Consider the following 21,150-nt stretch of genomic DNA (forward strand, 5'->3'; position numbering starts at 1 on the left):
GCACACCCCTGGGCCGCGAGGGCCGAGGATGGGCCGCCCGGACGGTGGAGCGCCCTCAGGGCGTCGGGGACGCCAGGCCCGTCCGCCAGGCCCAGGCGGCGATGCCGACCCTGTTCCGTACGCCCAGCTTGGCCTGGACGTTGGCGACATGGGTCTTCGCCGTGCCGGGCGTGATCACGAGTTCGGCCGCGATCTCGGCATTCGTCAGGCCCTCCGCGACCAGGCGGGCGATCTCGCGTTCACGCGGGGTCAGCGGGTCCTGAGGTGGCGTGCGCCCGGACGCGGGGGCGAGGTGGCGCAGCAGGCGGACCGTGATCTGCGGGCCGATGAGGGTGTCGCCGGCCATCGCCGCCCGTACCGCCTCGATCAGCAGGGCCGGCCCCGAGCGTTTGAGCAGGAAGCCGCAGGCGCCGTGGCGCAGGGCGGTGCGGACGTAGTCGTCGAGGTCGAAGGTGGTCACGACGATCACCTTCGTCGTGGCGGAGAGCCGCCGGGTGACCTCCAGGCCGTCCAGCTTCGGCATCCGGATGTCGGCCAGGACGACGTCCGGGCGCAGCGTACGGGCGAGGTCGACGGCCGTGGAGCCGTCGGCCGCCTCGGCGACGACAGTCATGTCGGGTTGCGAGTCGAGGACGAGCCGGAAGCCGCTGCGGACGTCTTCCTGGTCGTCGGCGATCAGGATGCGGGTGGTCATGCGCTGTCTCCTGTCAGGGGCAGCGTGGCGGTCAGGCGCCAGACGCCGTCGTGGACGGGCGCGGTGTGCAGGCTTCCGCCGGCCGCGCGGACGTGTGCGGCGAGGGCGAGCAGTCCGGTGCCGCCTCGTTCGCGCGCGGAAGGGCGGGGGCGCGCCCCGTCGTTGGTGACGGTGAGGCGTACGCCCCCTTCCGCGAGGGTGAGTTCGACGTCGGCCGAGGTCGCCCCGGGGGCATGGCGGCGGACGTTGGTCAGCGCCTCGGTCACCACCCGGTGGAGGGTGGCGGCGGTCTCCCGGGAGAGCGCGCGCTCCACGCCGTCGGCGATGGCGAGGCGGCTCGCGGTCCGCCCCTCCTCGCCGAACCTGTCGACCAGCGCGACGACTTGGGCGAGGCCGGGAAGGGGTGCGCGCTCCGTGTCCGGCGCGGTGCGCAGCAGCGCGACCGTACGGTCGAGGGAGGCGAGGGCGGCGAGTCCGGCACGCTCGATGCGTTCCAGGGCGGGCAGGGCGGCGGACGGGTCCTGGCCGGCGACGAACCGGGCTGCCTGCGCCTGCGCGACGATGCCGCTGATGTCGTGGGCGACGAAGTCGTGCAGGTCGTGGGCGAGCAGGAGCTGCTGGGCCCGGCGCGCCTCGCGCACGGCGCGGGCCCGGCGCCGGTCCGTGAGGCGCGGGTAGCCGCCGACGACGGCCGCGCCCAGCGAGGGCAGACACCAGAAGGCGCTCATGCCGACGTGCTCGAAGAAGGAGGCGGCCGGCAGGAGCGGCACCGTCCACAGGGCCGTCGCCACCGCGGCGAGGCCCCCGCCGGCGAGCGCCTCGCGACGCGGCGCCCAGCGGTAGGCGACCGCCTGCAGCGCGACGAGCAGACAGGCGGCGGCGAGCAGCGGTCGCGACTGCTCGTACGTACCGTCGACGAGCGGCAGTACGGCGAGCAGCGCCGCCCCGGCGAGGCCGGCCGTCCGCCCCGCGTACGCCCGCCGTGCGCGAGGCGGACCGGGCCACGCTCCCGGAACCGCCGCCGTGACGAGCGCGCCCCCCGCGATCAGCGCCGGCCCGGACGCCACCCACACCCCTGTCATGTCCTCACCCCCGCGCTCACCCTACGGACCCTGCCGCCCGCCCGCCCTCTGCCGATCGGCAGAGGGCGGGCGCGTCCCGGCGCGAGGATCTGCCGGTCGGCGGATGGGCCCCCGGCCCCGGCCCGGACGAAGCTGACCGGGTCAACCGGACGCGGTGCCGAACGGGCCGCGGGAGAAGGGACCCTGAGCATGAAGACAGCCGTGGAAACAGTCGTCGACACCCCGCCCCGCTGGGTGGTCCGGACCGCCCACCTCGCCGCGCTCGCGCCTCTGCCCAGCGGGCTGTGGCGGCTGGCCGCCGCCTTCGGCATCCCGGTCGGTTTCAGCGGCGCCGACGAGCTGGCCGACGTCGAGCCCGGCGGCTTCTTCTCGCTCTACATGATCGGCCTGACCCTGTTCGCCGAGGCTCTCGGGCTCCTCGCGCTGGGGCTCGTCCAGTCCTGGGGGCAGGTCTTCCCCCGCTGGGCGCCCCTGATCGGCGGGCGTCGGGTGCCGACCTCGTTCACGGTGCCGCTGGCGGGGGCGGGGGCGCTCGCTCTGATCACGATCACCACGCTCGGCGCCTTCGGCTGGAACAGCCCGGAGGCCATGGGCCATCCCGAGTCGCCCCAGGGGATCGCCTACCTGGTCATGACCGCCTGCTACGTGCCGTTGCTCGCCTGGGGCCCGCTGCTCGCCGTCGTCACCGCGCATTATTGGCTGCGCCGTCGGCGGGCCGCGTCGCTAGACTCGGCCGTATGGGTTCGTACTACTTCTTTCTCTGATTCCGGCCGCGGACACGGCGTGACCCGCTGACCGGCGCCCCCCTGGGCGCGGCAGTGGTGGTCCCGGTGTCCCTTGCCCCGGCCCGGAAGAACCCCACTCCTCAGGGAAAGATCCCATGCGCGACCGCGCCCACATGACCGTCAAGGACGTCTCCAAGGCATACGGGGACCGCTCCGTCCTCGACCGGATCTCGTTCTCCGTCCGACCCGGCGAGAAGACCGCCGTCATCGGTGAGAACGGCTCCGGGAAGTCCACGCTGCTGCGACTGCTCGCCGGGGCGGATGCCCCCGACGCCGGGGAGGTCACCGTCCGTTTCCCCGGCGGCACCGCCCACCTCGCCCAGACGCTCGCCGAGACCTTCGGCGTCGGCCCCGAGCACACCGTGCGGGACACCGTCGACGCGGCGCTCGCCGAGCTGCGTTCGATGGAGCGGCGGATGCGGGCCGCCGAGGAGTCGCTCGGCTCAGCGACGGCCGCGGAACTCGCCGCGTACGGCGAGCTGGTGGCCCGGTACGAGGAGCGCGGCGGGTACGAGGCCGACGCCCGGGTCGACGCCGCTCTGCACGGACTCGGCCTCGGACGGGTCCGATACGAACGCCGGATCGGCACGCTGTCCGGCGGCGAACAGTCCCGGCTCGCCCTCGCCTGCGTCCTGGCCTCGGGCGCCGAACTCCTACTGCTCGACGAGCCGACGAACCATCTCGACCGGGCCGCCGCCGACTGGCTGGAGGAGCGGCTGCGGACCCATCGCGGCACGGTGGTGGCCGTCACCCATGACCGCGCGTTCCTGGAGGGGATGGCGACGGCGATCCTGGAGGTCGACCGGGCTACGCGCGCGGTGAGCCGGTACGGCGACGGCTGGTCCGGCTACCGCGCGGCGAAGGCCGCCGACCGCCGCCGACGGGTGCGGGAGCACGAGGAGTGGCGGGAGGAACTGGCCCGTACGGAGCAGCTGGTGGCCGCGGCCGGGCAGCGGCTCGCGGTGTCCGGAAAGGATCCGCGGCAGGGCTTCGGCAAGCATCGCCGTTCGCACGAGAACAAGCTGTCCGGCCAGGTCAGGGCGGCTCGGGTGCGACGGGAACAGCTCCTCCGAGATCTGGTGCCGGCCCCGCCGGAGCCCCTGCGCTTCACGGCCCGGGTCCGGACGGCCGCCGAACGCGGATCGCGGCCCCGGCTCCTCGCCGAGCTCACCGACATCGTGGTCGGCGACCGGCTGCGCCTGGACAAGCTGCGCGTCGAGGCGGGCGACCGGCTCCTCGTCTCGGGGCCCAACGGGGCCGGGAAGACCACTCTGTTGCGGGTTCTCGCCGGCGATCTGCGCCCGGACGGCGGCACGGTCGTCGGGCCCGCCCGCATCGGGTACCTGGCTCAGGAGCTGCCCGCCGTACCGTCCCGCGAGCCGCTGCTCACGGCGTACGCGGCGGGCCGCCCCGGCCTGCCCGAGGAGCACGCGGACGAACTGCTCGCCCTCGGGCTCTTCCGGGAGGAGGACCTGGCCGTGCCCGTCGCCGCGCTGTCGGTGGGTCAGCGGCGGCGGCTCGAGCTGGCCCGGCTGGTGACCCGGCCCGCCGACCTGCTCGTTCTGGACGAGCCGACCAATCATGTGGCGCTCTCGCTGGTGGAGGACCTGGAGGCGGCCCTGGCCGCCTTCGAGGGTGCGGTGGTCGCGGTCTCCCACGACCGCCGCTTCCGCGCGGGCTTCGGCGGCGCCCGGCTGGAGCTGCGCTCAGGCGCTCCCGCCGTCTGACGCGGCCTGGGCGGCACGGATCGCCGCCGCCGTGGCCGCCGGGTCGTAGCCGTCCGGGACGCCGTCGATCAGGAGGATGTCGCCCGCCATGTGCCGGGCGCGCAGGGGCTTGATCTCCTGGTAGGCGGCGGAGTCGTACCACCGCCGGGCGTGGTCGAGCGAGGGGAACTCCACGAGGACGAGGGCGCCCGGCCACGCGCCCTCCAGGACCTCGCGCTCGGGGGCGCCGTGCACGAGGAACCGGCCGCCGAAGGGGTCGAGCGTGGACTGCATGCGGTCGATGTAGCGCAGGACCTCGTCGTGGAGGACGGGCTGGGGGCTCAGGTTCGCCATCGCGTAAGCGGTCATGAACGAAGGATGCCGGGGCGTGACGTGCGGGGTCGATTACCCCGGAGGTCATGCCCCGGCCCTCGCGTGCGTACGGCCCCGGCGACGGCTCCGACGCCTCCCACGGTCCGTCGGCCGCCGTACGCGGCCGGTCAGATGGTGGACGCGTCGATCACGAAGCGGTAGCGCACGTCGCTCGCCAGGACCCGCTCGTACGCCTCGTTGATCTGGTCGGCGCGGATGACTTCGATCTCCGCGCCCAGGCCGTGCTCCGCGCAGAAGTCGAGCATCTCCTGCGTCTCGGCGATGCCGCCGATCATCGAGCCGGCGAGCGTCTTGCGGCCGCCGATCAGCGAGAACAGGTTGAGCGCGATCGGCTCCTCGGGGGCGCCGACGTTCACCAGGGCGCCGTCCGTCTTGACCAGGCTCAGGTAGGCGCCGAAGTCGATCGGGGCCGAGACGGTCGAGACGATCAGGTCGAAGGAGCCGGCGAGCTTCGTGAAGGTCTCCGGGTCGCTGGTGGCGTAGTAGTGGTCGGCGCCGAGCTTGAGGCCGTCCTCCTGCTTCTTCAGCGACTGGCTGAGCACGGTCACCTCGGCGCCGAGCGCGTGGGCGATCTTCACGCCCATGTGGCCGAGGCCGCCGAGGCCGACGATCGCGACCTTCTTGCCCGGGCCGGCCTTCCAGTGCGCGAGCGGCGAGTAGAGGGTGATGCCGGCGCAGAGCAGCGGGGCGGCCTCGTCGAGGGCGATGCCGTCGGGGATGCGCAGGGTGTAGTTCTCGTCGACGACGATGTGGGTGGAGTAGCCGCCGTAGGTCGGCTCCCCGTTCTTGTCGAGGGCGTTGTAGGTGCCGGTGCCGCCCTGGACGCAGTACTGCTCCAGGCCCTGGAGGCAGTACTCGCACGCCCGGCAGGAGTCGACGAAGCAGCCGACGCCGACGCGGTCACCGACCTTGTGCCGGGTGACCCCGGCACCGACCTCGGTGACGACGCCGGCGATCTCGTGTCCGGGGACCATCGGGAAGATGCCCTCGCCCCAGCCGTCGCGGGCCTGGTGGATGTCGGAGTGGCAGATGCCGGCGTACGCGATCTCGATGAGGACGTCGTGCTCGCCCACCGCGCGCCGAGGCACCGTGGTGCGCTCCAGCGGGGCGTTCGCGACGGGTGCGGCATAGGCGGCTACGGAGGAAACGTTCGTGGTCATGGCGGCAAGCCTGCCGGAGCGCGAAGGAGGTACCCAGGCCCCTGTTCTGCCTACGTCCGGCGTGCCTACCACTGGCAGGGACAGGAACAGCCGTCCGTCCGGTCGTACGACCTGGGATAATCGGGCTGCATGGATCTCAGTGCCGAACTCAGCGAATTCCTGCGCTCGCGCCGGGCCCGGCTGAAGCCGGAGGACGTGGGCCTGCCGGAGTTCGGGCGTCATCGCCGCGTCCCGGGGCTGCGGCGGGAGGAGCTGGCGCAGCTGGCCGGGGTGTCCGTGGCGTACTACACCCGGCTCGAGCAGGGCAACGGCCGCAATGTGTCCATGGAGGTGCTGGACTCGATCGCGCGGGCGCTGCGGCTGAGCGACACCGAGCGGGCGCATCTGACGCATCTGGCGAAGCCGACGGCGAAGAAGAAGCACCGGGCGGCGATCACGCGGCCCCAGCAGGTGCGGCCCGGGCTCCAGCATCTGCTGGACTCGATGGACGGTGTCCCGGCGCTCGTCCTGGGGCGGCGGCTGGACATCCTGGCCTGGAACCGGATGGCGCGGGCGCTGCTCGGCGACTTCGTGGCGATGGAGCCCGAGGAGCGCAACATGGCTCGGCTGATCTTCCTGGGGCCGAACGCGCGTGATCTGTACCTGGACTGGGAGTGCAAGGCGACCGAGGTGGTGAGCGTGCTGCGGCTGTACGCGGGCTGCTACCCGGACGATCCCGCGCTGCTCGCGCTGGTCGGTGAGCTGTCGGTGAAGAGCGAGGAGTTCCGCTCGCTGTGGGCGGCGCACACGGTCGCGGACAAGGGGCACGGCAGCAAGCGGCTGCGGCATCCGCTGGTGGGCGAGATGACGCTGTCGTACGAGAGTTTGAAGGTGGCGGGGGCGGACCCCGACCTCGTGCTCGTGACCTATCACGCGGAGCCGGGGACGGCCTCGGCGGACGCGATGCGGCTGCTGGCTCAGTGGGGCGTGGAGTCCGAGGACGTCGTGCGGTGAGGCCGGTCCGACCCGCGCGTACGGAAACGGCGGTCCGACCCGCGCGTCCGGTGACGCCGGTCCGACCCGCGCCTACGGAAACGGCGGCTCCCTCGGGTTCGAGGGGCCGCCGTTCGCGTCACCGTACGGGCGTCAGATCGCCGAGCCGGCCTTCCACGCCGACCAGCTCATGTTCCAGCCGTTGAGGCCGTTGTCGGGTGCGATCGTCTTGTCCTTGGAGTTCTTGACGATGACGACGTCGCCGACGATGGAGTGGTCGTAGAGCCAGGCGGCCATCTGGTTCGGGTCGCCGGCGCCCTTGACGTCGTTCAGGCCCACGCAGCCGTGGCTGGTGTTGGCCGAGCCGAAGATGGAGTCCGGGCCCCAGTAGTTGCCGTGGATGAACGTGCCCGACGTGGACAGGCGCATGGCGTGCGGGACGTCCTTGATGTCGTACTCGCCCTTGCCGTCGTCGTCGGTGAAGCCGACGGTGGCGCCGTTCATCCGGGTCTCCTTGAACTTCTCGGAGATCACCATCTGACCGTTGTAGGTCGGGTTCTCCGAGGAGCCGGCGGAGATCGGGATGGTCTTGATCGTCTTGCCGTCCTGCTTGACCGTCATGGTCTTGGTGGCGACGTCGACGGTGGAGACCTGGTTGCGGCCGATCTTGAAGGTGACGGTCTTCTGCTGGACACCGTAGACGCCTTCGGCACCCTCGACCCCGTCGAGGTTCAGCTTCAGCGTGACGGTCGAGCCCTCGGCCCAGTAGTCGTCGGGACGGAAGTCCAGGCGCTGGGAGTTGAACCAGTGCCCGACGACTTCCTGGCCGCTGCTGGAGGAGACCGTGATCCCGCTCTGGACGGCCTTCTTGTCGGTGATCGCCTTGTTGAAGTTGATCGAGACCGGCATGCCGACGCCGACGGTGGAGCCGTCCTCCGGCGTGAAGCTGCCGATGAAGCTGTTGGCCTGCGAGACGGTGGTGAAGGAGGAGTTCTCGTGGGCCTCCAGACCGTCCGCGTCCTTGGCGGTGGCGGCGATCTTGTAGACGGTGGAGCGCTTCAGCTGCTTGCTGGGCTTCCAGCTCAGCTTGTCGGCGGACATCTCGCCCTCGACGGGCTTGCCCTCCGCGTCGGTCATGGTGACCTCGGAGAGCGTGCCCTCGGTGACCTTGACCTCGGTGCCGTTGTTGATCGACACGTTGTCGGCGCCGTTCTTCGGCGAGATGGCTATCTGGGCCTTCGACGTCTTCTGCGCCGCGGCCTCGTCGACCTGAGCCTGTGACTGCGACGCGGAACTGTCGGGGGCACCGCCCTTGTCCCCGTCACTGCACGCCGAGAGCACCAATACGCCGCCGAGCACCGCGGCCGTCGCCGCCAGGCCCCTCCGGCGCTTGCTGTCCGTCATCACACGCTTCTCCATCGTCGCCGAATCCCTGCCAACACTCGTCTGAACATCCATATGACCCCCCGCGGTTCCGTCACCGGGCGGTTTGTGGGGAACGCCACTGATCCACACGTCGTCGTGGAGCGTCCGGTTCCCGTACAGCGGGAAGCCCCGGCACGGGGGGCCCGTACCGGGGCTTCCAGAGGCGCTGTGCCCCCCTGCTAGACCCGTTCCCCGCCGTCCGCGTCGTACGCGTCCTCGTCCTCGTCCTCGTCGTCGTCGTCCACCTCATCTTCCTCGTCGAGGTCCCACTCCTGGGCATCGGGGTCGTAGTCGATCTCCTCGCTGCTCCAGGAGGCCTGGACGAGCTCGATCCCGGGGACCTGGCTGACGAGGTCGAACGGCTCGATGAGGTACGCCAGGGCCTCGGCGCTGTCCTCGCGCACGGCGGACCGGGCGTGCCCGCGCTCGTCGTCGGGCATGAACTCGTCGGTGTCGATCCGGCCCACGGCCGCCTCGGTGAGCTCCTCGGGGCCGTCGATCTCCAGGACGACTTCCACCCGAAGTCGTACATAACGTGATGTCTCGGAAGTACTCATACGTGGGAGCGTAGGCTGCGCGGGCGCTCGACTTTCCTGCGACCCGCTGTGTTCATTAGCATCGGCGCACCTACCAATTCGCGGTTTCCGCAAGGGGGATCGAATCTCCGTGTCCGTCGCCCGACGTCCACTGCTGACCGCCACGGCGGCCGGGACACTGCTGGTCGCGCTGTGGTTCGTTCCGTCCGCGAACGCCACCGACGAGGAACGGGTCACCTCGACGCAGCAGGAGCGCGAGGCGACCGAGAACCGTCTCGCGGAGACCGGCGGCCCGGACACGACGCCGTATCTGATCGGCGGGACGGGTTTCCTCGCCGTGGGAGCGGGTTTCGTGGCGCTGGCGATGAGACGCGGCGGCCGGGTCCACTGAGTCGTACGCCGGCAGGGCCGCCTCCCCGCGCCCGGGGAGGCGGCCCTGCCGTCTCGTCCGTGACGGTTACGCGAGCGGCCCGGTGACGGGCTCCACGGCGGCGACGAGCCTGCCCTCCCGTACGAAGGCGTCGGCGGCCTCCAGGTCGGGGGCGAGGAAGCGGTCCGGGCCCGGCCCCTCGACGCCGGCGGCGCGCAGGGCGTCGATGGCGGCCTGCGAGGCGGGGGCGGGGGTCAGGCCGCGGCGGAGCTCGATGCCGCGGGTGGCGGCGTAGAGCTCGACGGCGATGATCCGGTTGAGGTTGCCGATCGCGGTGCGCAGCTTGCGGGCGGCGGACCAGCCCATGGAGACGTGGTCCTCCTGCATCGCTGAGGACGGGATGGAGTCGGCGGAGGCCGGGACGGCCAGCCGCTTCATCTCGCTGACCAGGGCGGCCTGGGTGTACTGGGCGATCATCAGGCCCGAGTCGACGCCGGCGTCGTCGGCGAGGAAGGGCGGCAGGCCGTGGGACCGGTTCTTGTCGAGGAGCCGGTCGGTGCGGCGCTCGGCGATGGAGCCGAGGTCGGCGGCGGCGATGGCGAGGAAGTCCAGGACGTACGCGACGGGGGCGCCGTGGAAGTTGCCGTTGGAGCGCACCTGACCGTCGGCGAGGACCACCGGGTTGTCGACGGCGGAGGCGAGCTCGCGCTCGGCGACCGTACGGGCGTGGGCCATGGTGTCGCGGCCGGCGCCGGCCACCTGCGGGGCGCAGCGCACGGAGTACGCGTCCTGGACGCGCGGGGCCTCTTCCTCCTGGAAGTGACCGGTGAGGCCGGAGCCCTTGAGCACGGCGAGCATGTTGGCGGCGGAGGCGCCCTGGCCCGGGTGGGGGCGGATGGCGTGCAGCTCCGGTTCGAGGACCTTCTCGGTGCCGAGGAGGGCTTCGAGGGAGAGGGCCGCGGTGATGTCGGCCGACTTGTAGAGGGTGTCGAGGTCGGCGAGGGCCATGATCAGCATGCCGAGCATGCCGTCGGTGCCGTTGAGGAGGGCGAGGCCCTCCTTCTCGCGCAGTTCGACGGGCGCGATCCCGGCGGCGGCGAGCAGCTCACCGGCGGGCCCGACGCTGCCGTCGGGGCCTTCGGCGTCCCCCTCGCCCATCAGCGTGAGCGCGCAGTGGGAGAGCGGCGCGAGGTCGCCGGAGCAGCCGAGCGAGCCGTACTCGTGCACGACCGGTGTGATGCCGGCGTTGAGGACGTCGGCCATGGTCTGCGCGACCTCGGGCCGGACACCGGTGTGCCCGGAGGCGACGGTCTTGAGCCGCAGGAACATCAGCGCGCGCACGACCTCCCGCTCGACGCGCGGGCCCATGCCGGCGGCGTGCGAGCGGACGATGTTGCGCTGCAGCTGGGCACGGAGCTCCGGGCTGATGTGCCGGGTGGCGAGCGCGCCGAACCCGGTCGAGACGCCGTACACGGGCTCGGGCTTCGCGGCGAGCGCGTCGACGACGGCGCGCGCGCCGGCGAGCGCCCGCACGGCCTCGGCCGACAGCTCGACCCGGGCGCCGTGGCGGGCGACGTCGATGACGTCCTGGGGGGTGGTGCCGGACGTGCCAAGGACGACAGTGTGCATATCCATATTCAGCACCCTACGGACTGAAGAGCGACCTGTCACTAGGTGTCCGCCGCACAGCTCCGCACGGGCCCCGGGGAGCCTTCCGCGCGACGGGCCGACGCATGGCATCGCGGCCCTTCACCGGCGGCGCGCCCGGACTACACCGGCGGCGCGTCACGGAAGCGGCGGCGGTCGCGGGCGCCCGGAGGGGCGTCGGCGAGCTGGATGACCGTGCCGTCGCGGCCCGCCACGACCGGTTTCGACGAGCGGGCCGCCTTCGCCCGGTACTGGGCCGCGTCCGCGAGGCGGAAGAGGCGGCGGGCGGACTTCAGCGGGCCGATGGGGTCGCCCGTCGACGCCACCCCGCAGGCGACGCCCTCACCGAGCTCCAGTTCCCCGGCCCGTACGCACAGTTCGTCCGCGACCGCCACCACCTCGTCCGCGCTCGGTCCCACCGACAGCAGACAGAACTCGTCGCCCCCCAGGCGCGCCGACAGCGCCCCCGGCAGCATCGCCCCGCACCGCGAGAGCACCGAGCCGAACCGTTCCAGCAGACGGTCGCCGACGGCGTGGCCGTGCGTGTCGTTCACCCGCTTCAGGCCGTTCAGGTCGCAGACCACCAGGCTCACCACGGACCCGTCCGCCCGGTACCGCTCGATCGCCTCGTCCAGCCGGGTGTCGACGGCGCGGCGGTTCGCGAGCCCCGTCAGCGGGTCGGTGAAGGCCAGCTTGCGCACCTCCTCCAGGCGCTCCGCCTGGGCGATGCCCGCCGCCACCACGGCCGCGAGCACCGCCGCGAAGTCGGCGTCGTCGCGGTCGAAGACCCGCGCCCCGGCCGGCCGCGCCACGTACAGCTCGCCCCAGGCCCGGCCGTGCAACACGATCGGCGCGACCACGCAGCAGCCGCGCCCCCGCCGGCGAAGCCCGGTGACGCGGCCCGTGGGGATCCGGTCGCCCGCGGTCTCCACCCAGGCGTCCGGCTCTCCGCCGCCCGCCCACTGCTCGTGCAGGAACTCGGTGATCTCGGGGAACTGGTGGACGGGGTACGTCTCCGCGTCGGGGAACTCCTCCTCCCCCACCGCCCGCTCCCCGGCGTTCACCAGCACCTTCAGCCGCCCGTGGTCCCGCTCCCAGACGGACAGTGCGGCGAAGTGCCCGCCGAGCCCGTCGCGGGCACCGAGCGCCGCCGCCCGCCAGAACTCGCGCGGTGTGTGCGCCGCCGCCATCGCCTGCGCCAGCGCCACCACGGCCCGCAGCCGCACGTCCTCTCCCATTCCTCCAGCTTAGGTAGGTTTCATCCGTTTTTACTTGTGGAGCGTCACGGAAAGTGACATATGGATGAAAGAAGGACATTTCCGCCAGTGTGCAGGGGGCTCACTCACCCGGCCACGCCGGCTTGCGCTTCTCGTTGAAGGCCGCCACACCCTCCGCCCGGTCCCCCGAGAACGCCACCGACCGCCACGCCGCGTCCTCGACCTCCAGGCCCGCCCGCAGGTCCAGGCCCTGCCCGAGCCGCATGGCGCGCTTCGCCGCGCGCAGCCCGACCGGCGAGTTGGCCGCGATCCGTTCGGCCAGCTCCAGGGCGGCCGTCCGCGCGTCCTCCTCCAGCAGGTCGACGAGCCCCAGCTCGCGCGCCTCCACGGCCTCCACCCGGCGCGCCGTGAAGACCAGCTCGGCCGCGCGGGCCGCCCCGACCCGGCGCGGAAGCAGCTGCGTACCGCCGCCTCCGGGGATCACGCCCACCGACACCTCGGGCAGCCCGACCACGGCCGTGGCGTCGGCCACGATCACATCGCAGGCGAGGGCCAGCTCGAAGCCGCCACCGAGCGCGAAGCCGTGCACGGCGGCGACGGTGGGCATCGGCAGCTCCAGGACGCCGGTGTACGCCCCGCGCGCGGTCGGGCGCTGGCGGACGAGCTCGGCGTCGCTGAAGGAGTTGCGCTCCTTGAGGTCGGCGCCGACACAGAACGCGCGGTCGTTGGAGGAGGTCAGCACCGTCACCCGTACCGACGCGTCCTCGGCGAGCGCCGCGCAGGCCGCGCTGATGGAGCGGGCCATCTCGGAGGAGACGGCGTTCATGGCCTTGGGCCGGTCGAGGACGAGCTCGGCGACGTGCCCGACCTTCCGGACCGCGACGAACTCGCCAAAACGCTGCTCCGACTGCTGGGACATGACCGCACCCTCCCGGTTAACGACTGTTCACCGGGGATCCTAGGGGCGGCCCTCTCCACCCGGCACCCCTAGGGGGGAAGCGCCGTCCGCCCCCCCGCGCGGGCGGATGCCTAGGTGGGGCGGCGGCTCAGCTGCCAGGGCTCCACCACGCCGAGTCCGCGCACCGGGCGCTGCCACATCGGCTGGAGCGCGAAGCGGTACGTCGGGGGCTGGTCGCCCTCCTTCTCGGCGCGGGCCGCCTCCTCGGCCGCCTGCGTCTCCGAGACCGGCGCGTCGCCGGTCCGGGTCAGCTCCTTCGCGAGCGCCCCGTCCACCAGAACCGTGTCCTTGGGCGCTATCGAGGTGAGCCGGCTCGCCAGGTTCACCGTCGTGCCGAAGACGTCACCCATGCGGGTCGTCACCGTGCCGAAGGCGATGCCGACGCGCAGCGCCGGCATGGTCTCGTCGTGGCTGAGCGTCTCGATCAGCCGCAGGGCGATCTCGGCGGCCGTGCCGGCGTCGTCGGCGGCGTACAGAACCTCGTCGCCGAGCGTCTTGATCAGCCGGCCGCCGTGCGCGGCGACCAGGTCGGCGCAGGTCGTCTCGAACGCCTCGACCAGCTCGCCGAGCTCCTCCTCCTCCAGGCGGCGGGTCAGCCGCGTGAAGCCGACGAGGTCGGCGAAGCCGACGGCGAGCCGACGGTCGACCATCTCCTCGTCGTCCGCGGCCTGCACGACCCGGCCGGTGGCGGCGGCGAGCTGGCGGCGCCAGACGTAGATCAGGAACTCCTCCAGCTCGGGCAGGAGGAGCTCGACGAGGGGGTACGTGACCTCGGTACGGGTCATGCCGGGCTCGGGCGGCTCGGTGAGGCCCTCCAGGAAAGAGTCGATCTGCCACTCGGCCAGCCGGGCGGTGGTCTGCCCCGTGGACCGGGCGACCTGCACGGCCATCGGCTCGCTGAGCAGCCCCGCCTCCACGAGACCGGCGAGCCGGCGCAGGGCGAGCACGTCGGCCTCGGTGAGCGCCTTGGCCTGGCCGATGTCGGCGAAGCCCATGGCCCGCCAGAAACGGGAGGCCAGCTCCATGGAGACGCCGGCGGTGCGGGCGGCCTGGAAGGGGGTGTAGCGGCGGTCGGCGCCGAGGATGAGCTGTTCGAGGCGGATGGCGAGCGGGTCGTCGGTCGGCTCGGCCGTGTGGTCGACCACATGGTGCGGGGTGGGGTACGCCGGTGGCTCGGCCTCGCCGCCGTTGTGCGCGTCGTCGACGGTCACCGGCCGCCTCCTGCCCGTTCCCTGCCCACTGCCCTGCCGATCTGTCGCCTGGATCGCGCTCCACGATACGACAGGTGTGTGCCAGCTCACGCCCGAACCGTGCCCGGGCCGGTGGGCATCTGTTCCGCCGGAGCGGCCCAGATGCCCTCACGCGCTCTACGACCCAGCGCGTACGTGGACGATGTCGCCCGCCGAGACGGCCTCCGTGCCGCCGCCCTCCGTCGCCACCACCAGGCGGCCGTCGCCGTCCAGCGCAAGCGCCTCGCCCTCCAGCATGCGCTCACCCGGGAGATCCGCCCGGACGCGGCGGCCGAGGGTGGCGCAGCCCGCGGCGTACGCCTCCTGGAGCCCGGAGGCCGCGGGGTCGCCGTCCGCCCGCACCCACTCCCCGTACCAGTGCTCCAGGGACCGCAGGACCGATCGCAGCAGGGTGTCCCGGTCGGTGGAGACCGCGTTCGCGAGGAGCAGCGAGCCCGCCGCGGGGACGGGCAGCTCGTCCTCACGCAGGGTGACGTTGATGCCGAGTCCGACGACGATCGCGTCCTCGCCCGCCCGTTCGGCGAGGATGCCGCCGGTCTTGCGTTCCTCGCCCCCGACGGAAACCAGCAGGTCGTTCGGCCACTTGAGGGAGAGGTCCGCCCCGGCGGACTTCGCGAGCCCGGTCGCCGCCGCGACGCCGGTGAGCAGCGGCAGCCATCCCCAGCGGTGCACCGGCACCGCGGGCTTGAGCAGCACGGAGAAGAAGAGTCCGGACCGGGCGGGCGCGACCCAGCTGCGGTCGAGCCGCCCGCGCCCGGCCGTCTGCTCCTCGGCGACGAGCACCGCGCCCTCGGGCAGTTCGTCGGCGCGGGCGGCCAGGTCGGTGTTGGTGGAGCCGGTGGTGGGGACCACGTCGAGCGAGGTCCACAGACCGTCGGGAAGCACGAGGGCGCGGCGCAGCGCGGCGGCGTTGAGAGGGGGCCGGTCCAGGTCGGACCAGGGGCCTCCTGAGCCATGAGAGGACGTCATGCAAGCCAGACTAGGTGTGGCAAAGACCGCAGTGCCGAACCGTATCGCCGTCGATACGCTACGGGTCAGTAGCCGAGCAGTAGCCCATTCGTAGCCAACGAACCCCCGTGACCAGGCAGGGAGCCGCATCCCGATGTCCGAGTCGGTACAGCCACACGAAATCGACATTCACACGACCGCGGGCAAGATCGCGGATCTGCAGCGCCGTATTGACGAGGCCACCCACGCCGGTTCCGAGCGTGCCGTGGAGAAGCAGCACGCGAAGGGCAAGCTGACCGCGCGTGAGCGCATCGAGCTGCTGCTCGACGAGGGCTCCTTCGTGGAGCTCGACGAGCTGGCCCGGCACCGGTCGACCAACTTCGGGCTGGAGAAGAACCGGCCGTACGGAGACGGTGTCGTCACCGGCTACGGCACGGTCGACGGCCGCCCGGTCGCCGTCTTCTCGCAGGATTTCACGGTGTTCGGCGGCGCGCTGGGCGAGACCTTCGGGCAGAAGATCATCAAGGTGATGGACTTCGCGCTGAAGACGGGTTGCCCGGTCATCGGCATCAACGACTCCGGCGGCGCCCGCATCCAGGAGGGTGTCAGCGCGCTGGGCATGTACGGCGAGATCTTCCGCCGCAACACCCACGCCTCGGGTGTCATCCCGCAGATCTCCCTGGTCGTCGGCCCGTGCGCGGGCGGTGCCGTCTACTCCCCCGCGATCACCGACTTCACGGTGATGGTGGACCAGACCTCGCACATGTTCATCACCGGTCCCGACGTCATCAAGACGGTCACCGGCGAGGACGTCGGCTTCGAGGAGCTGGGCGGCGCCCGGACGCACAACACCACGTCCGGTGTGGCCCACCACATGGCGGGCGACGAGAAGGACGCGATCGAGTACGTCAAGTCCCTGCTGTCGTACCTGCCGTCGAACAACCTCTCCGAGCCGCCGGCCTTCCCGGAGGTCGCCGAGACCGAGGTGAACGACGAGGACCGTGAGCTGGACGTCCTGATCCCGGACTCCGCGAACCAGCCGTACGACATGCACGGCGTCATCGAGCACATCGTGGACGACGGCGAGTTCCTGGAGACGCAGGCGCTGTTCGCGCCGAACATCCTGACCGGCTTCGGCCGGGTCGAGGGCTTCCCCGTCGGCATCGTCGCCAACCAGCCGATGCAGTTCGCCGGTTGCCTGGACATCAACGCGAGCGAGAAGGCGGCGCGCTTCGTCCGCACCTGCGACGCCTTCAACATCCCGGTCATCACCTTCGTCGACGTGCCGGGCTTCCTGCCGGGCGTGGACCAGGAGTACGGCGGCATCATCCGCCGGGGCGCGAAGCTGATCTACGCGTACGCCGAGGCGACCGTCCCGCTGATCACGGTCATCACCCGCAAGGCGTTCGGCGGCGCGTACGACGTCATGGGCTCCAAGCACCTGGGCGCGGACCTGAACCTGGCGTGGCCGACGGCGCAGATCGCGGTCATGGGCGCGCAGGGCGCGGTCAACATCCTGCACCGCCGCACCATCGAGGCGGCCAAGGACGCAAACGAGGCGGCCGCCGAGCGCGCGCGGCTGATCCAGGAGTACGAGGACACGCTGCTCAACCCGTACACGGCGGCCGAGCGCGGCTACATCGACGGTGTGATCATGCCGTCGGACACGCGCCCGCAGATCGTCAAGGGCCTGCGTCAGCTGCGGACGAAGCGGGAATCCCTGCCTCCGAAGAAGCACGGCAACATCCCCCTCTAGGCCCTGACAAGGAGTCGCTGTGATCAAGGTCGTACGAGGAAACCCGACCCCGGAGGAGTTGGCCGCCGCACTGGCGGTGGTCCAGGCCCGGGCCGCGGCGACTGCGGCGGCGTCCGCGGCCGGCGGCGGCCCGGCGGTTCCCGAGAGCTGGTCGGACCCGTCGCGGATCGCGCGCGAGGTACGGCACCGCCCGGGGCCGCGGTCCTGGGCGCGCTCCTACTGGCCGGCGTAGGCGTCGACAGCACCACGGCGAAGGCCGGACCTCTTGTGCGGGAGGTCCGGCCTTCGTGCGTCCCGGCGTCCCGGTGCCGGGGCATCCCGACGTACCGGTGCCGGGGCGTCCCGACGGCGGGACGGACCCGCGGCCTGGCACCCCGGCACCGGCGGACGCCTGGCCGGGCGTCCCGGCGTACCGGCACCGGGCGTCACGCCCTGCGGAGGAAGAGGCCCGCGAGGACCGCGCCCGCCAGGACGATCGCGGCGTTGACGAGGACCGCGATGCCGATGCCGTCGAAGACCGTGCTGGAGGTGACCACGACGGCGCTCATGATCGGCGTGCCCATGGTGATGCCGATCTGCTGGGTCATGGTGGCGAGCCCGGTGGCCATCCCCTGCTCGGAGTCGGGCAGTCCGGAGGTCGCGGTGACCATGAAGCCGACGATGGCGAGCATGTTGCCGACGCCGCCGGCGAAGGTGCCGGCGAGCAGCAGCCAGAGCCAGCTCCGGTCGTCCCCGAGGGCGTAGAGGGAGAGGGTGGCTGCGGCCTGGAGGAGTCCGCCGGCGACGAGCGCCGTACGGGCGCCGTAGCGGCCGATGAACCGGGACGCGTACACCCCGCCGAGGACCGTGCCCGCGCCCAGGACGCCGAAGGACAGCCCGGCGGCGAGCGGCGAGAAGCCCAGGACGTCCTGGAGGTAGAGCGTCATCAGGAAGACCAGCGAGGTCTCGGTGACGAAGGCGACGAGCCCGGCGAGGTTGCCGAGGACGACGGTGCGGCGCGTGAGGATCCGTACGGGGACGAGCGGCGAGGCGGCCCGCCGCTCCACGAACCAGAAGGCGACGAGCAGCGCGGCGCCGAGGGGGAGCGCCAGGGGTTCGGTGGTGAGGCCGTAGACGAGGGCGAGGAGCCCGCCGGTGACGGTGATGGCGCCGGGGACGTCGAGACGGGGGCGGAAGGCGGGGCGGCTCTCCTTCAGGACGGCGGGGGCGACGAGGAGCACGGCGAGGGCGACCGGCACGTTGACGAAGAAGGCCCAGCGCCAGGAGAGCAGGTCGGTCAGGACGCCGCCGAGGACGGCGCCGGTGGTGAACCCGGCCGACATCAGGGCGCCGTTGAGGCCGAGTGCCTTGGCCCGCAGGGGTCCCTCCGGGAAGGAGGAGGTGAGCAGGGAGAGGCCGGCGGGGGTGACCGCGGCGGTGGCGAGCCCCTGGGCGACGCGAGCCGCCATCAGCAACCCGGGACTGGTGGCGAGTCCGCCGACGAGGGAGGAGATCCCGAGGAGCGCCATGCCGGCCAGGAAGAGCCGGCGGCGTCCGACGATGTCGGCGACGCGCCCGAGGAGGAGGGTGAATCCCGCGGCGGCGAGGGCGAAGGCGGTGGCGATCCACTGGAGGTTGGCCAGGGTGAAGCCGAGTCCTTCGCCGATGACGGGGAGCGCGACGTTCAGGATCGAGAAGTCGACGGCCAGCATGAACTGGGCGACGAGGAGGACGAGGAGGACGAGCCGCATGCGACCGTCCATGCGGGCGGGTGAGTCGTCTGTACGGGTGGAGAGCGCGGTGGCGACCATGGACGGACCCCTTAATGGGCTTTCGGTTCCATTAGGATGTCCAGGACCGTAGCAGAGTCGGAGTCATTAATGGAACAGGAGTCCCGTTTGACTGAGAGCCAGCCGGCCGTGCCCGGCACCGTGCGCCCCGGGGGCCGTACCGCGAAGGTGCGCCGGGCCGTCCTCGAAGCGACCGAGGACGCCCTGGCCACGGCGGGCTTCCACGCGCTGAACATGGACCACGTCGCCGCGAGCGCGGGCGTCGGCAAGACGACCGTCTACCGCCGCTGGGGCTCCCCGGTCGGCCTCGTCACCGACCTCCTGCGGGACATGGCGGAGCAGTCCCTCCCCGCCTCCGACACCGGCAGCCTGGCGGGCGACCTGCGGGCCAACGCCACGCTCGTCGTCACCACCCTCACCGACCGGCGGATGGGCGCCGTCTTCCGCGCGGTCATCGCGGCCGCCGCCTGCGACGAGGAGTGCGCCGAGGCGCTGAACGGCTTCTACCGGGCCCGCCTGGAGGAGTGGGCCCCGGTGGTGAAGCGGGGCGCGGCCCGGGGCGAGATCCCGCCGGACACGGACGGCTTCGAACTGCTGCGCGCGGTCTCGGCGCCGCTCTACTACCGCTTCATGATCACGCGTGAGCCGCTGGGCCCCGAGGACGCGGATCGCGCGGTCCGGGCGGCGCTGTCGGCGGCGGGCGACGGAGTGTTCACCCTGCCGTAATGAGGCCGTTGGGCCGGGGCGTCTGAGTACGAGTACTCAGGCGCCCGGGCCGTCGCGGTCGCAGGATCGGAGCATGCTCTGGTCCGACCCGAAGAACGAGCCGCCGAAGGAGATGCGCGACATGCAGGCCATGCTGCGCCGCGCGTCCATCCTGCTGGCCCTGGCGATGGTGGTGGCGATGTTCGTGGCCGGCGTCCACTGACGGGGTCACGGGGCGCCCGAGTGTTTCCGAGGCCGTCCGGGGGCTCGTGAAGGCCCCCCGAGGGCGCCCGCACTGGCTACGCTTTCCCCATGACTGCTGATCGCCGCCGTGTCGTGCTCGCCTCCGCCTCACCCGCCCGTCTCGGACTGCTGCGGCAGGCCGGACTCGCCCCCGAGGTGATCGTGAGCGGCGTCGACGAGGACAAGACGCACGCCCCCACCCCGGCCGAACTCGCCCTCGCGCTCGCCGAGGCCAAGGCCGCGCACGTCGCCGCCCGCCCCGAGGTCTTCGGCGCACTCGTCATCGGCTGCGACTCGGTCCTGGAGCTCGACGGCCAGGCCCTCGGCAAGCCCGCCGACGCCGAGGAGGCCACCACGCGCTGGAAGGCGATGCGCGGGCGCGTGGGCATCCTCCAGACGGGTCACTGTGTGTACGACACGGCGGCCAAGCGCTACGAGTCGGCGACCGCCTCGACCGTCGTCCGCTTCGGCGAGCCGACGGACGAGGAGATCGCCGCGTACGTGGCGAGCGGCGAACCGCTGCACGTGGCGGGCGCGTTCACCCTCGACGGCCGCTCGGCCCCGTTCATCGACGGGATCGACGGGGATCCGGGCAATGTGATCGGCCTGTCGCTGCCCCTGCTGCGCACCCTCCTCGGCAAGCTCGGGGTCTCCATCACCGACCTGTGGGAGTGAGCGCACCCGCCCGCGCCCGACCCGCCCCCGCTCGCCCAGCCCGCGCTCGACCCGCCCCTCGCCCGGCGTTCCGGGCAGCCCGGCGTTCCGGGCCGCCCGGCGTTCCGGGCCTACGCCGGTGCCGGCGCCTGCTCCAGGGCGTCGGCGCCCTTTCCGTACGCCACCAGGGTCAGCACGATCAGCCCCAGCACCACGGTCATGAACGCGAAGGCGCCCCAGCCGATCAGACCGACCGTCACCGCGCCGAGCACCCCGTGCACGACGGCGCAGCCGACGAGCAGACCCCGGCCGGCGCGCCCGGGGCGCCTGTCGCGTATGCCGGCGACGAGAGCCACGGTGGCGCAGAGCGCGAGGAGCAGCCCGGAGACGATGCCGAGCACCCACGTACCGGTCACCATGTGGTCCGGATCGAGGCCGTCGAGGGACATCGACTGCACCTCGACGAACCGTGCCATGACGGCGTTGAGCGCGACGATTCCCGGTGCCTCCAGGAACAACACCGCCGCCGTCACGAGAGCTATCGGTCTGCGGGCCACCCCGGGCCTCCCCCTGTACACGCCTGCTACGGCTGTTACCTGCAGTACGAATGACTGCGCGAAGGCTACTGCCGGGTAAACCTTCGGACAAGGGTCCGCACGTACGGATGACAGGGCAAAGAATCATTGCGCCATTCGTAGGGACTCCACAAAGAAACCCGATCGGCGACTGGCTCCCCGAACAGAGACCTGTGCCACACCTCGGAGCTACTGTGCCGTAGAGGAACCCTGCGTACCGTGGTACGACAAGGGATTTCACGACCCGAGCAAGCCTCGTATCACGCTCCGTGTGGGCAAGCTCACCACTGGGGACGGGTCGAAGT

Annotated in this window: 22 protein-coding genes; 9 read left to right on the plus strand and 13 right to left on the minus strand. The window is 72.2% G+C overall.

Annotated features, from left to right (window positions below; genetic code table 11):
• Positions 1-55 precede the first annotated feature (55 nt).
• Both ACZ4VW_RS02785 and ACZ4VW_RS02790 read right to left on the minus strand, forming a co-directional pair.
• Positions 56-694: a response regulator gene (locus ACZ4VW_RS02785; protein WP_467957685.1), complete on the minus strand. Its 639-nt coding sequence runs from the start codon at positions 692-694 to the stop codon at positions 56-58.
• Positions 691-1,776, minus strand: a complete 1,086-nt coding sequence (locus ACZ4VW_RS02790) for a sensor histidine kinase (RefSeq protein WP_467957687.1) — start codon at positions 1,774-1,776, stop codon at positions 691-693. Before ACZ4VW_RS02790 ends, ACZ4VW_RS02785 begins: the two co-directional genes overlap by 4 nt.
• A gap of 189 nt (positions 1,777-1,965) precedes the next feature.
• Here ACZ4VW_RS02790 and ACZ4VW_RS02795 point away from each other — a divergent pair, with 189 nt between their 5' ends.
• Together ACZ4VW_RS02795 and abc-f are read left to right on the plus strand one after the other, a co-directional pair.
• Entirely contained in the window at positions 1,966-2,571 is a 606-nt protein-coding gene (locus tag ACZ4VW_RS02795; RefSeq protein ID WP_467957689.1) for a hypothetical protein, read from the plus strand.
• An 85-nt stretch (positions 2,572-2,656) separates the two neighbouring features.
• Entirely contained in the window at positions 2,657-4,288 is a 1,632-nt protein-coding gene (gene abc-f / locus ACZ4VW_RS02800) for a ribosomal protection-like ABC-F family protein (protein ID WP_467957691.1), read from the plus strand.
• On the opposite strand, the gene ACZ4VW_RS02805 is transcribed toward abc-f, so the two are convergent.
• Together ACZ4VW_RS02805 and ACZ4VW_RS02810 are read right to left on the minus strand one after the other, a co-directional pair.
• On the minus strand, positions 4,268-4,636 hold the full coding sequence (locus tag ACZ4VW_RS02805) for a DUF1330 domain-containing protein (RefSeq protein ID WP_467957693.1): 369 nt from the start codon (positions 4,634-4,636) through the stop codon (positions 4,268-4,270). The genes abc-f and ACZ4VW_RS02805 overlap by 21 nt on opposite strands.
• 131 nt (positions 4,637-4,767) lie before the next feature.
• Entirely contained in the window at positions 4,768-5,820 is a 1,053-nt protein-coding gene (locus tag ACZ4VW_RS02810; RefSeq protein WP_467957695.1) for an NAD(P)-dependent alcohol dehydrogenase, read from the minus strand.
• A 129-nt stretch (positions 5,821-5,949) separates the two neighbouring features.
• On the opposite strand from ACZ4VW_RS02810, the gene ACZ4VW_RS02815 reads away from it, so the two are divergent.
• Complete coding sequence (locus tag ACZ4VW_RS02815) at positions 5,950-6,813, plus strand: helix-turn-helix domain-containing protein (protein WP_467957697.1); 864 nt, start codon at positions 5,950-5,952, stop codon at positions 6,811-6,813.
• Positions 6,814-6,945: 132 nt separating this feature from the next.
• On the opposite strand, the gene ACZ4VW_RS02820 is transcribed toward ACZ4VW_RS02815, so the two are convergent.
• Both ACZ4VW_RS02820 and ACZ4VW_RS02825 read right to left on the minus strand, forming a co-directional pair.
• Positions 6,946-8,211 carry a L,D-transpeptidase gene (locus ACZ4VW_RS02820; protein WP_467957699.1) on the minus strand — a complete coding sequence of 422 codons (1,266 nt, stop codon included), beginning with the start codon at positions 8,209-8,211 and terminating at the stop codon, positions 6,946-6,948.
• 185 nt (positions 8,212-8,396) lie between these two features.
• Entirely contained in the window at positions 8,397-8,774 is a 378-nt protein-coding gene (locus tag ACZ4VW_RS02825; protein WP_467957701.1) for a hypothetical protein, read from the minus strand.
• 109 nt (positions 8,775-8,883) lie between these two features.
• Between ACZ4VW_RS02825 and ACZ4VW_RS02830 the strand changes: the two genes are divergently transcribed.
• Positions 8,884-9,144: an LAETG motif-containing sortase-dependent surface protein gene (locus ACZ4VW_RS02830; protein ID WP_467957703.1), complete on the plus strand. Its 261-nt coding sequence runs from the start codon at positions 8,884-8,886 to the stop codon at positions 9,142-9,144.
• A gap of 66 nt (positions 9,145-9,210) precedes the next feature.
• On the opposite strand, the gene hutH is transcribed toward ACZ4VW_RS02830, so the two are convergent.
• The 5 genes from hutH to ACZ4VW_RS02855 all read right to left on the minus strand — a co-directional run bounded on the left by hutH (position 9,211) and on the right by ACZ4VW_RS02855 (position 15,164).
• On the minus strand, positions 9,211-10,752 hold the full coding sequence (gene hutH / locus ACZ4VW_RS02835; protein ID WP_467958153.1) for a histidine ammonia-lyase: 1,542 nt from the start codon (positions 10,750-10,752) through the stop codon (positions 9,211-9,213).
• A 140-nt stretch (positions 10,753-10,892) separates the two neighbouring features.
• Positions 10,893-12,008 carry a GGDEF domain-containing protein gene (locus tag ACZ4VW_RS02840; protein WP_467957705.1) on the minus strand — a complete coding sequence of 372 codons (1,116 nt, stop codon included), beginning with the start codon at positions 12,006-12,008 and terminating at the stop codon, positions 10,893-10,895.
• 100 nt (positions 12,009-12,108) lie between these two features.
• On the minus strand, positions 12,109-12,906 hold the full coding sequence (locus ACZ4VW_RS02845) for an enoyl-CoA hydratase/isomerase family protein (protein WP_467957707.1): 798 nt from the start codon (positions 12,904-12,906) through the stop codon (positions 12,109-12,111).
• A 110-nt stretch (positions 12,907-13,016) separates the two neighbouring features.
• The gene (locus ACZ4VW_RS02850) at positions 13,017-14,156 is read right to left on the minus strand and encodes an adenylate/guanylate cyclase domain-containing protein (protein WP_467957709.1); all 1,140 of its coding nucleotides are present in this window, start codon (positions 14,154-14,156) and stop codon (positions 13,017-13,019) included.
• A gap of 156 nt (positions 14,157-14,312) precedes the next feature.
• Positions 14,313-15,164, minus strand: coding sequence for a biotin--[acetyl-CoA-carboxylase] ligase (locus ACZ4VW_RS02855; protein ID WP_467957711.1), 852 nt, complete (start codon positions 15,162-15,164; stop codon positions 14,313-14,315).
• Between the two features lie 133 nt (positions 15,165-15,297).
• Here ACZ4VW_RS02855 and ACZ4VW_RS02860 point away from each other — a divergent pair, with 133 nt between their 5' ends.
• Positions 15,298-16,899 carry an acyl-CoA carboxylase subunit beta gene (locus ACZ4VW_RS02860; protein ID WP_467957713.1) on the plus strand — a complete coding sequence of 534 codons (1,602 nt, stop codon included), beginning with the start codon at positions 15,298-15,300 and terminating at the stop codon, positions 16,897-16,899.
• Between the two features lie 19 nt (positions 16,900-16,918).
• Positions 16,919-17,131: an acyl-CoA carboxylase epsilon subunit gene (locus tag ACZ4VW_RS02865; RefSeq protein ID WP_389173344.1), complete on the plus strand. Its 213-nt coding sequence runs from the start codon at positions 16,919-16,921 to the stop codon at positions 17,129-17,131.
• A gap of 193 nt (positions 17,132-17,324) precedes the next feature.
• On the opposite strand, the gene ACZ4VW_RS02870 is transcribed toward ACZ4VW_RS02865, so the two are convergent.
• On the minus strand, positions 17,325-18,689 hold the full coding sequence (locus ACZ4VW_RS02870; RefSeq protein WP_467957715.1) for an MFS transporter: 1,365 nt from the start codon (positions 18,687-18,689) through the stop codon (positions 17,325-17,327).
• Positions 18,690-18,725: 36 nt separating this feature from the next.
• On the opposite strand from ACZ4VW_RS02870, the gene ACZ4VW_RS02875 reads away from it, so the two are divergent.
• The 3 genes from ACZ4VW_RS02875 to ACZ4VW_RS02885 all read left to right on the plus strand — a co-directional run bounded on the left by ACZ4VW_RS02875 (position 18,726) and on the right by ACZ4VW_RS02885 (position 20,291).
• Entirely contained in the window at positions 18,726-19,394 is a 669-nt protein-coding gene (locus ACZ4VW_RS02875; RefSeq protein ID WP_467957717.1) for a TetR/AcrR family transcriptional regulator, read from the plus strand.
• Between the two features lie 73 nt (positions 19,395-19,467).
• Positions 19,468-19,596, plus strand: a complete 129-nt coding sequence (gene mmpB, locus ACZ4VW_RS02880; protein ID WP_467957719.1) for a morphogenic membrane protein MmpB — start codon at positions 19,468-19,470, stop codon at positions 19,594-19,596.
• A gap of 89 nt (positions 19,597-19,685) precedes the next feature.
• A complete protein-coding gene (locus tag ACZ4VW_RS02885; protein WP_467957721.1) occupies positions 19,686-20,291 on the plus strand; it encodes a nucleoside triphosphate pyrophosphatase in 606 nt (201 codons plus the stop codon).
• 110 nt (positions 20,292-20,401) lie between these two features.
• On the opposite strand, the gene ACZ4VW_RS02890 is transcribed toward ACZ4VW_RS02885, so the two are convergent.
• Complete coding sequence (locus ACZ4VW_RS02890) at positions 20,402-20,827, minus strand: hypothetical protein (protein WP_467957723.1); 426 nt, start codon at positions 20,825-20,827, stop codon at positions 20,402-20,404.
• Positions 20,828-21,150: the final 323 nt, after the last annotated feature.

Source organism: Streptomyces sp. NPDC029139 (assembly GCF_055564335.1).

Coding starts and splice junctions, on each gene's coding strand:
- ACZ4VW_RS02785 (WP_467957685.1), bottom strand. CDS start 694: ATGACCACCCGCATCCTGATCGCCGACGACCAGGAAGACGTCCGCAGC.
- ACZ4VW_RS02790 (WP_467957687.1), bottom strand. CDS start 1,776: ATGACAGGGGTGTGGGTGGCGTCCGGGCCGGCGCTGATCGCGGGGGGC.
- ACZ4VW_RS02795 (WP_467957689.1), top strand. CDS start 1,966: ATGAAGACAGCCGTGGAAACAGTCGTCGACACCCCGCCCCGCTGGGTG.
- abc-f (WP_467957691.1), top strand. CDS start 2,657: ATGCGCGACCGCGCCCACATGACCGTCAAGGACGTCTCCAAGGCATAC.
- ACZ4VW_RS02805 (WP_467957693.1), bottom strand. CDS start 4,636: ATGACCGCTTACGCGATGGCGAACCTGAGCCCCCAGCCCGTCCTCCAC.
- ACZ4VW_RS02810 (WP_467957695.1), bottom strand. CDS start 5,820: ATGACCACGAACGTTTCCTCCGTAGCCGCCTATGCCGCACCCGTCGCG.
- ACZ4VW_RS02815 (WP_467957697.1), top strand. CDS start 5,950: ATGGATCTCAGTGCCGAACTCAGCGAATTCCTGCGCTCGCGCCGGGCC.
- ACZ4VW_RS02820 (WP_467957699.1), bottom strand. CDS start 8,211: ATGGAGAAGCGTGTGATGACGGACAGCAAGCGCCGGAGGGGCCTGGCG.
- ACZ4VW_RS02825 (WP_467957701.1), bottom strand. CDS start 8,774: ATGAGTACTTCCGAGACATCACGTTATGTACGACTTCGGGTGGAAGTC.
- hutH (WP_467958153.1), bottom strand. CDS start 10,752: ATGCACACTGTCGTCCTTGGCACGTCCGGCACCACCCCCCAGGACGTC.
- ACZ4VW_RS02840 (WP_467957705.1), bottom strand. CDS start 12,008: ATGGGAGAGGACGTGCGGCTGCGGGCCGTGGTGGCGCTGGCGCAGGCG.
- ACZ4VW_RS02845 (WP_467957707.1), bottom strand. CDS start 12,906: ATGTCCCAGCAGTCGGAGCAGCGTTTTGGCGAGTTCGTCGCGGTCCGG.
- ACZ4VW_RS02855 (WP_467957711.1), bottom strand. CDS start 15,164: ATGACGTCCTCTCATGGCTCAGGAGGCCCCTGGTCCGACCTGGACCGG.
- ACZ4VW_RS02860 (WP_467957713.1), top strand. CDS start 15,298: ATGTCCGAGTCGGTACAGCCACACGAAATCGACATTCACACGACCGCG.
- ACZ4VW_RS02870 (WP_467957715.1), bottom strand. CDS start 18,689: ATGGTCGCCACCGCGCTCTCCACCCGTACAGACGACTCACCCGCCCGC.
- ACZ4VW_RS02875 (WP_467957717.1), top strand. CDS start 18,726: ATGTCCAGGACCGTAGCAGAGTCGGAGTCATTAATGGAACAGGAGTCC.
- mmpB (WP_467957719.1), top strand. CDS start 19,468: ATGCTCTGGTCCGACCCGAAGAACGAGCCGCCGAAGGAGATGCGCGAC.
- ACZ4VW_RS02885 (WP_467957721.1), top strand. CDS start 19,686: ATGACTGCTGATCGCCGCCGTGTCGTGCTCGCCTCCGCCTCACCCGCC.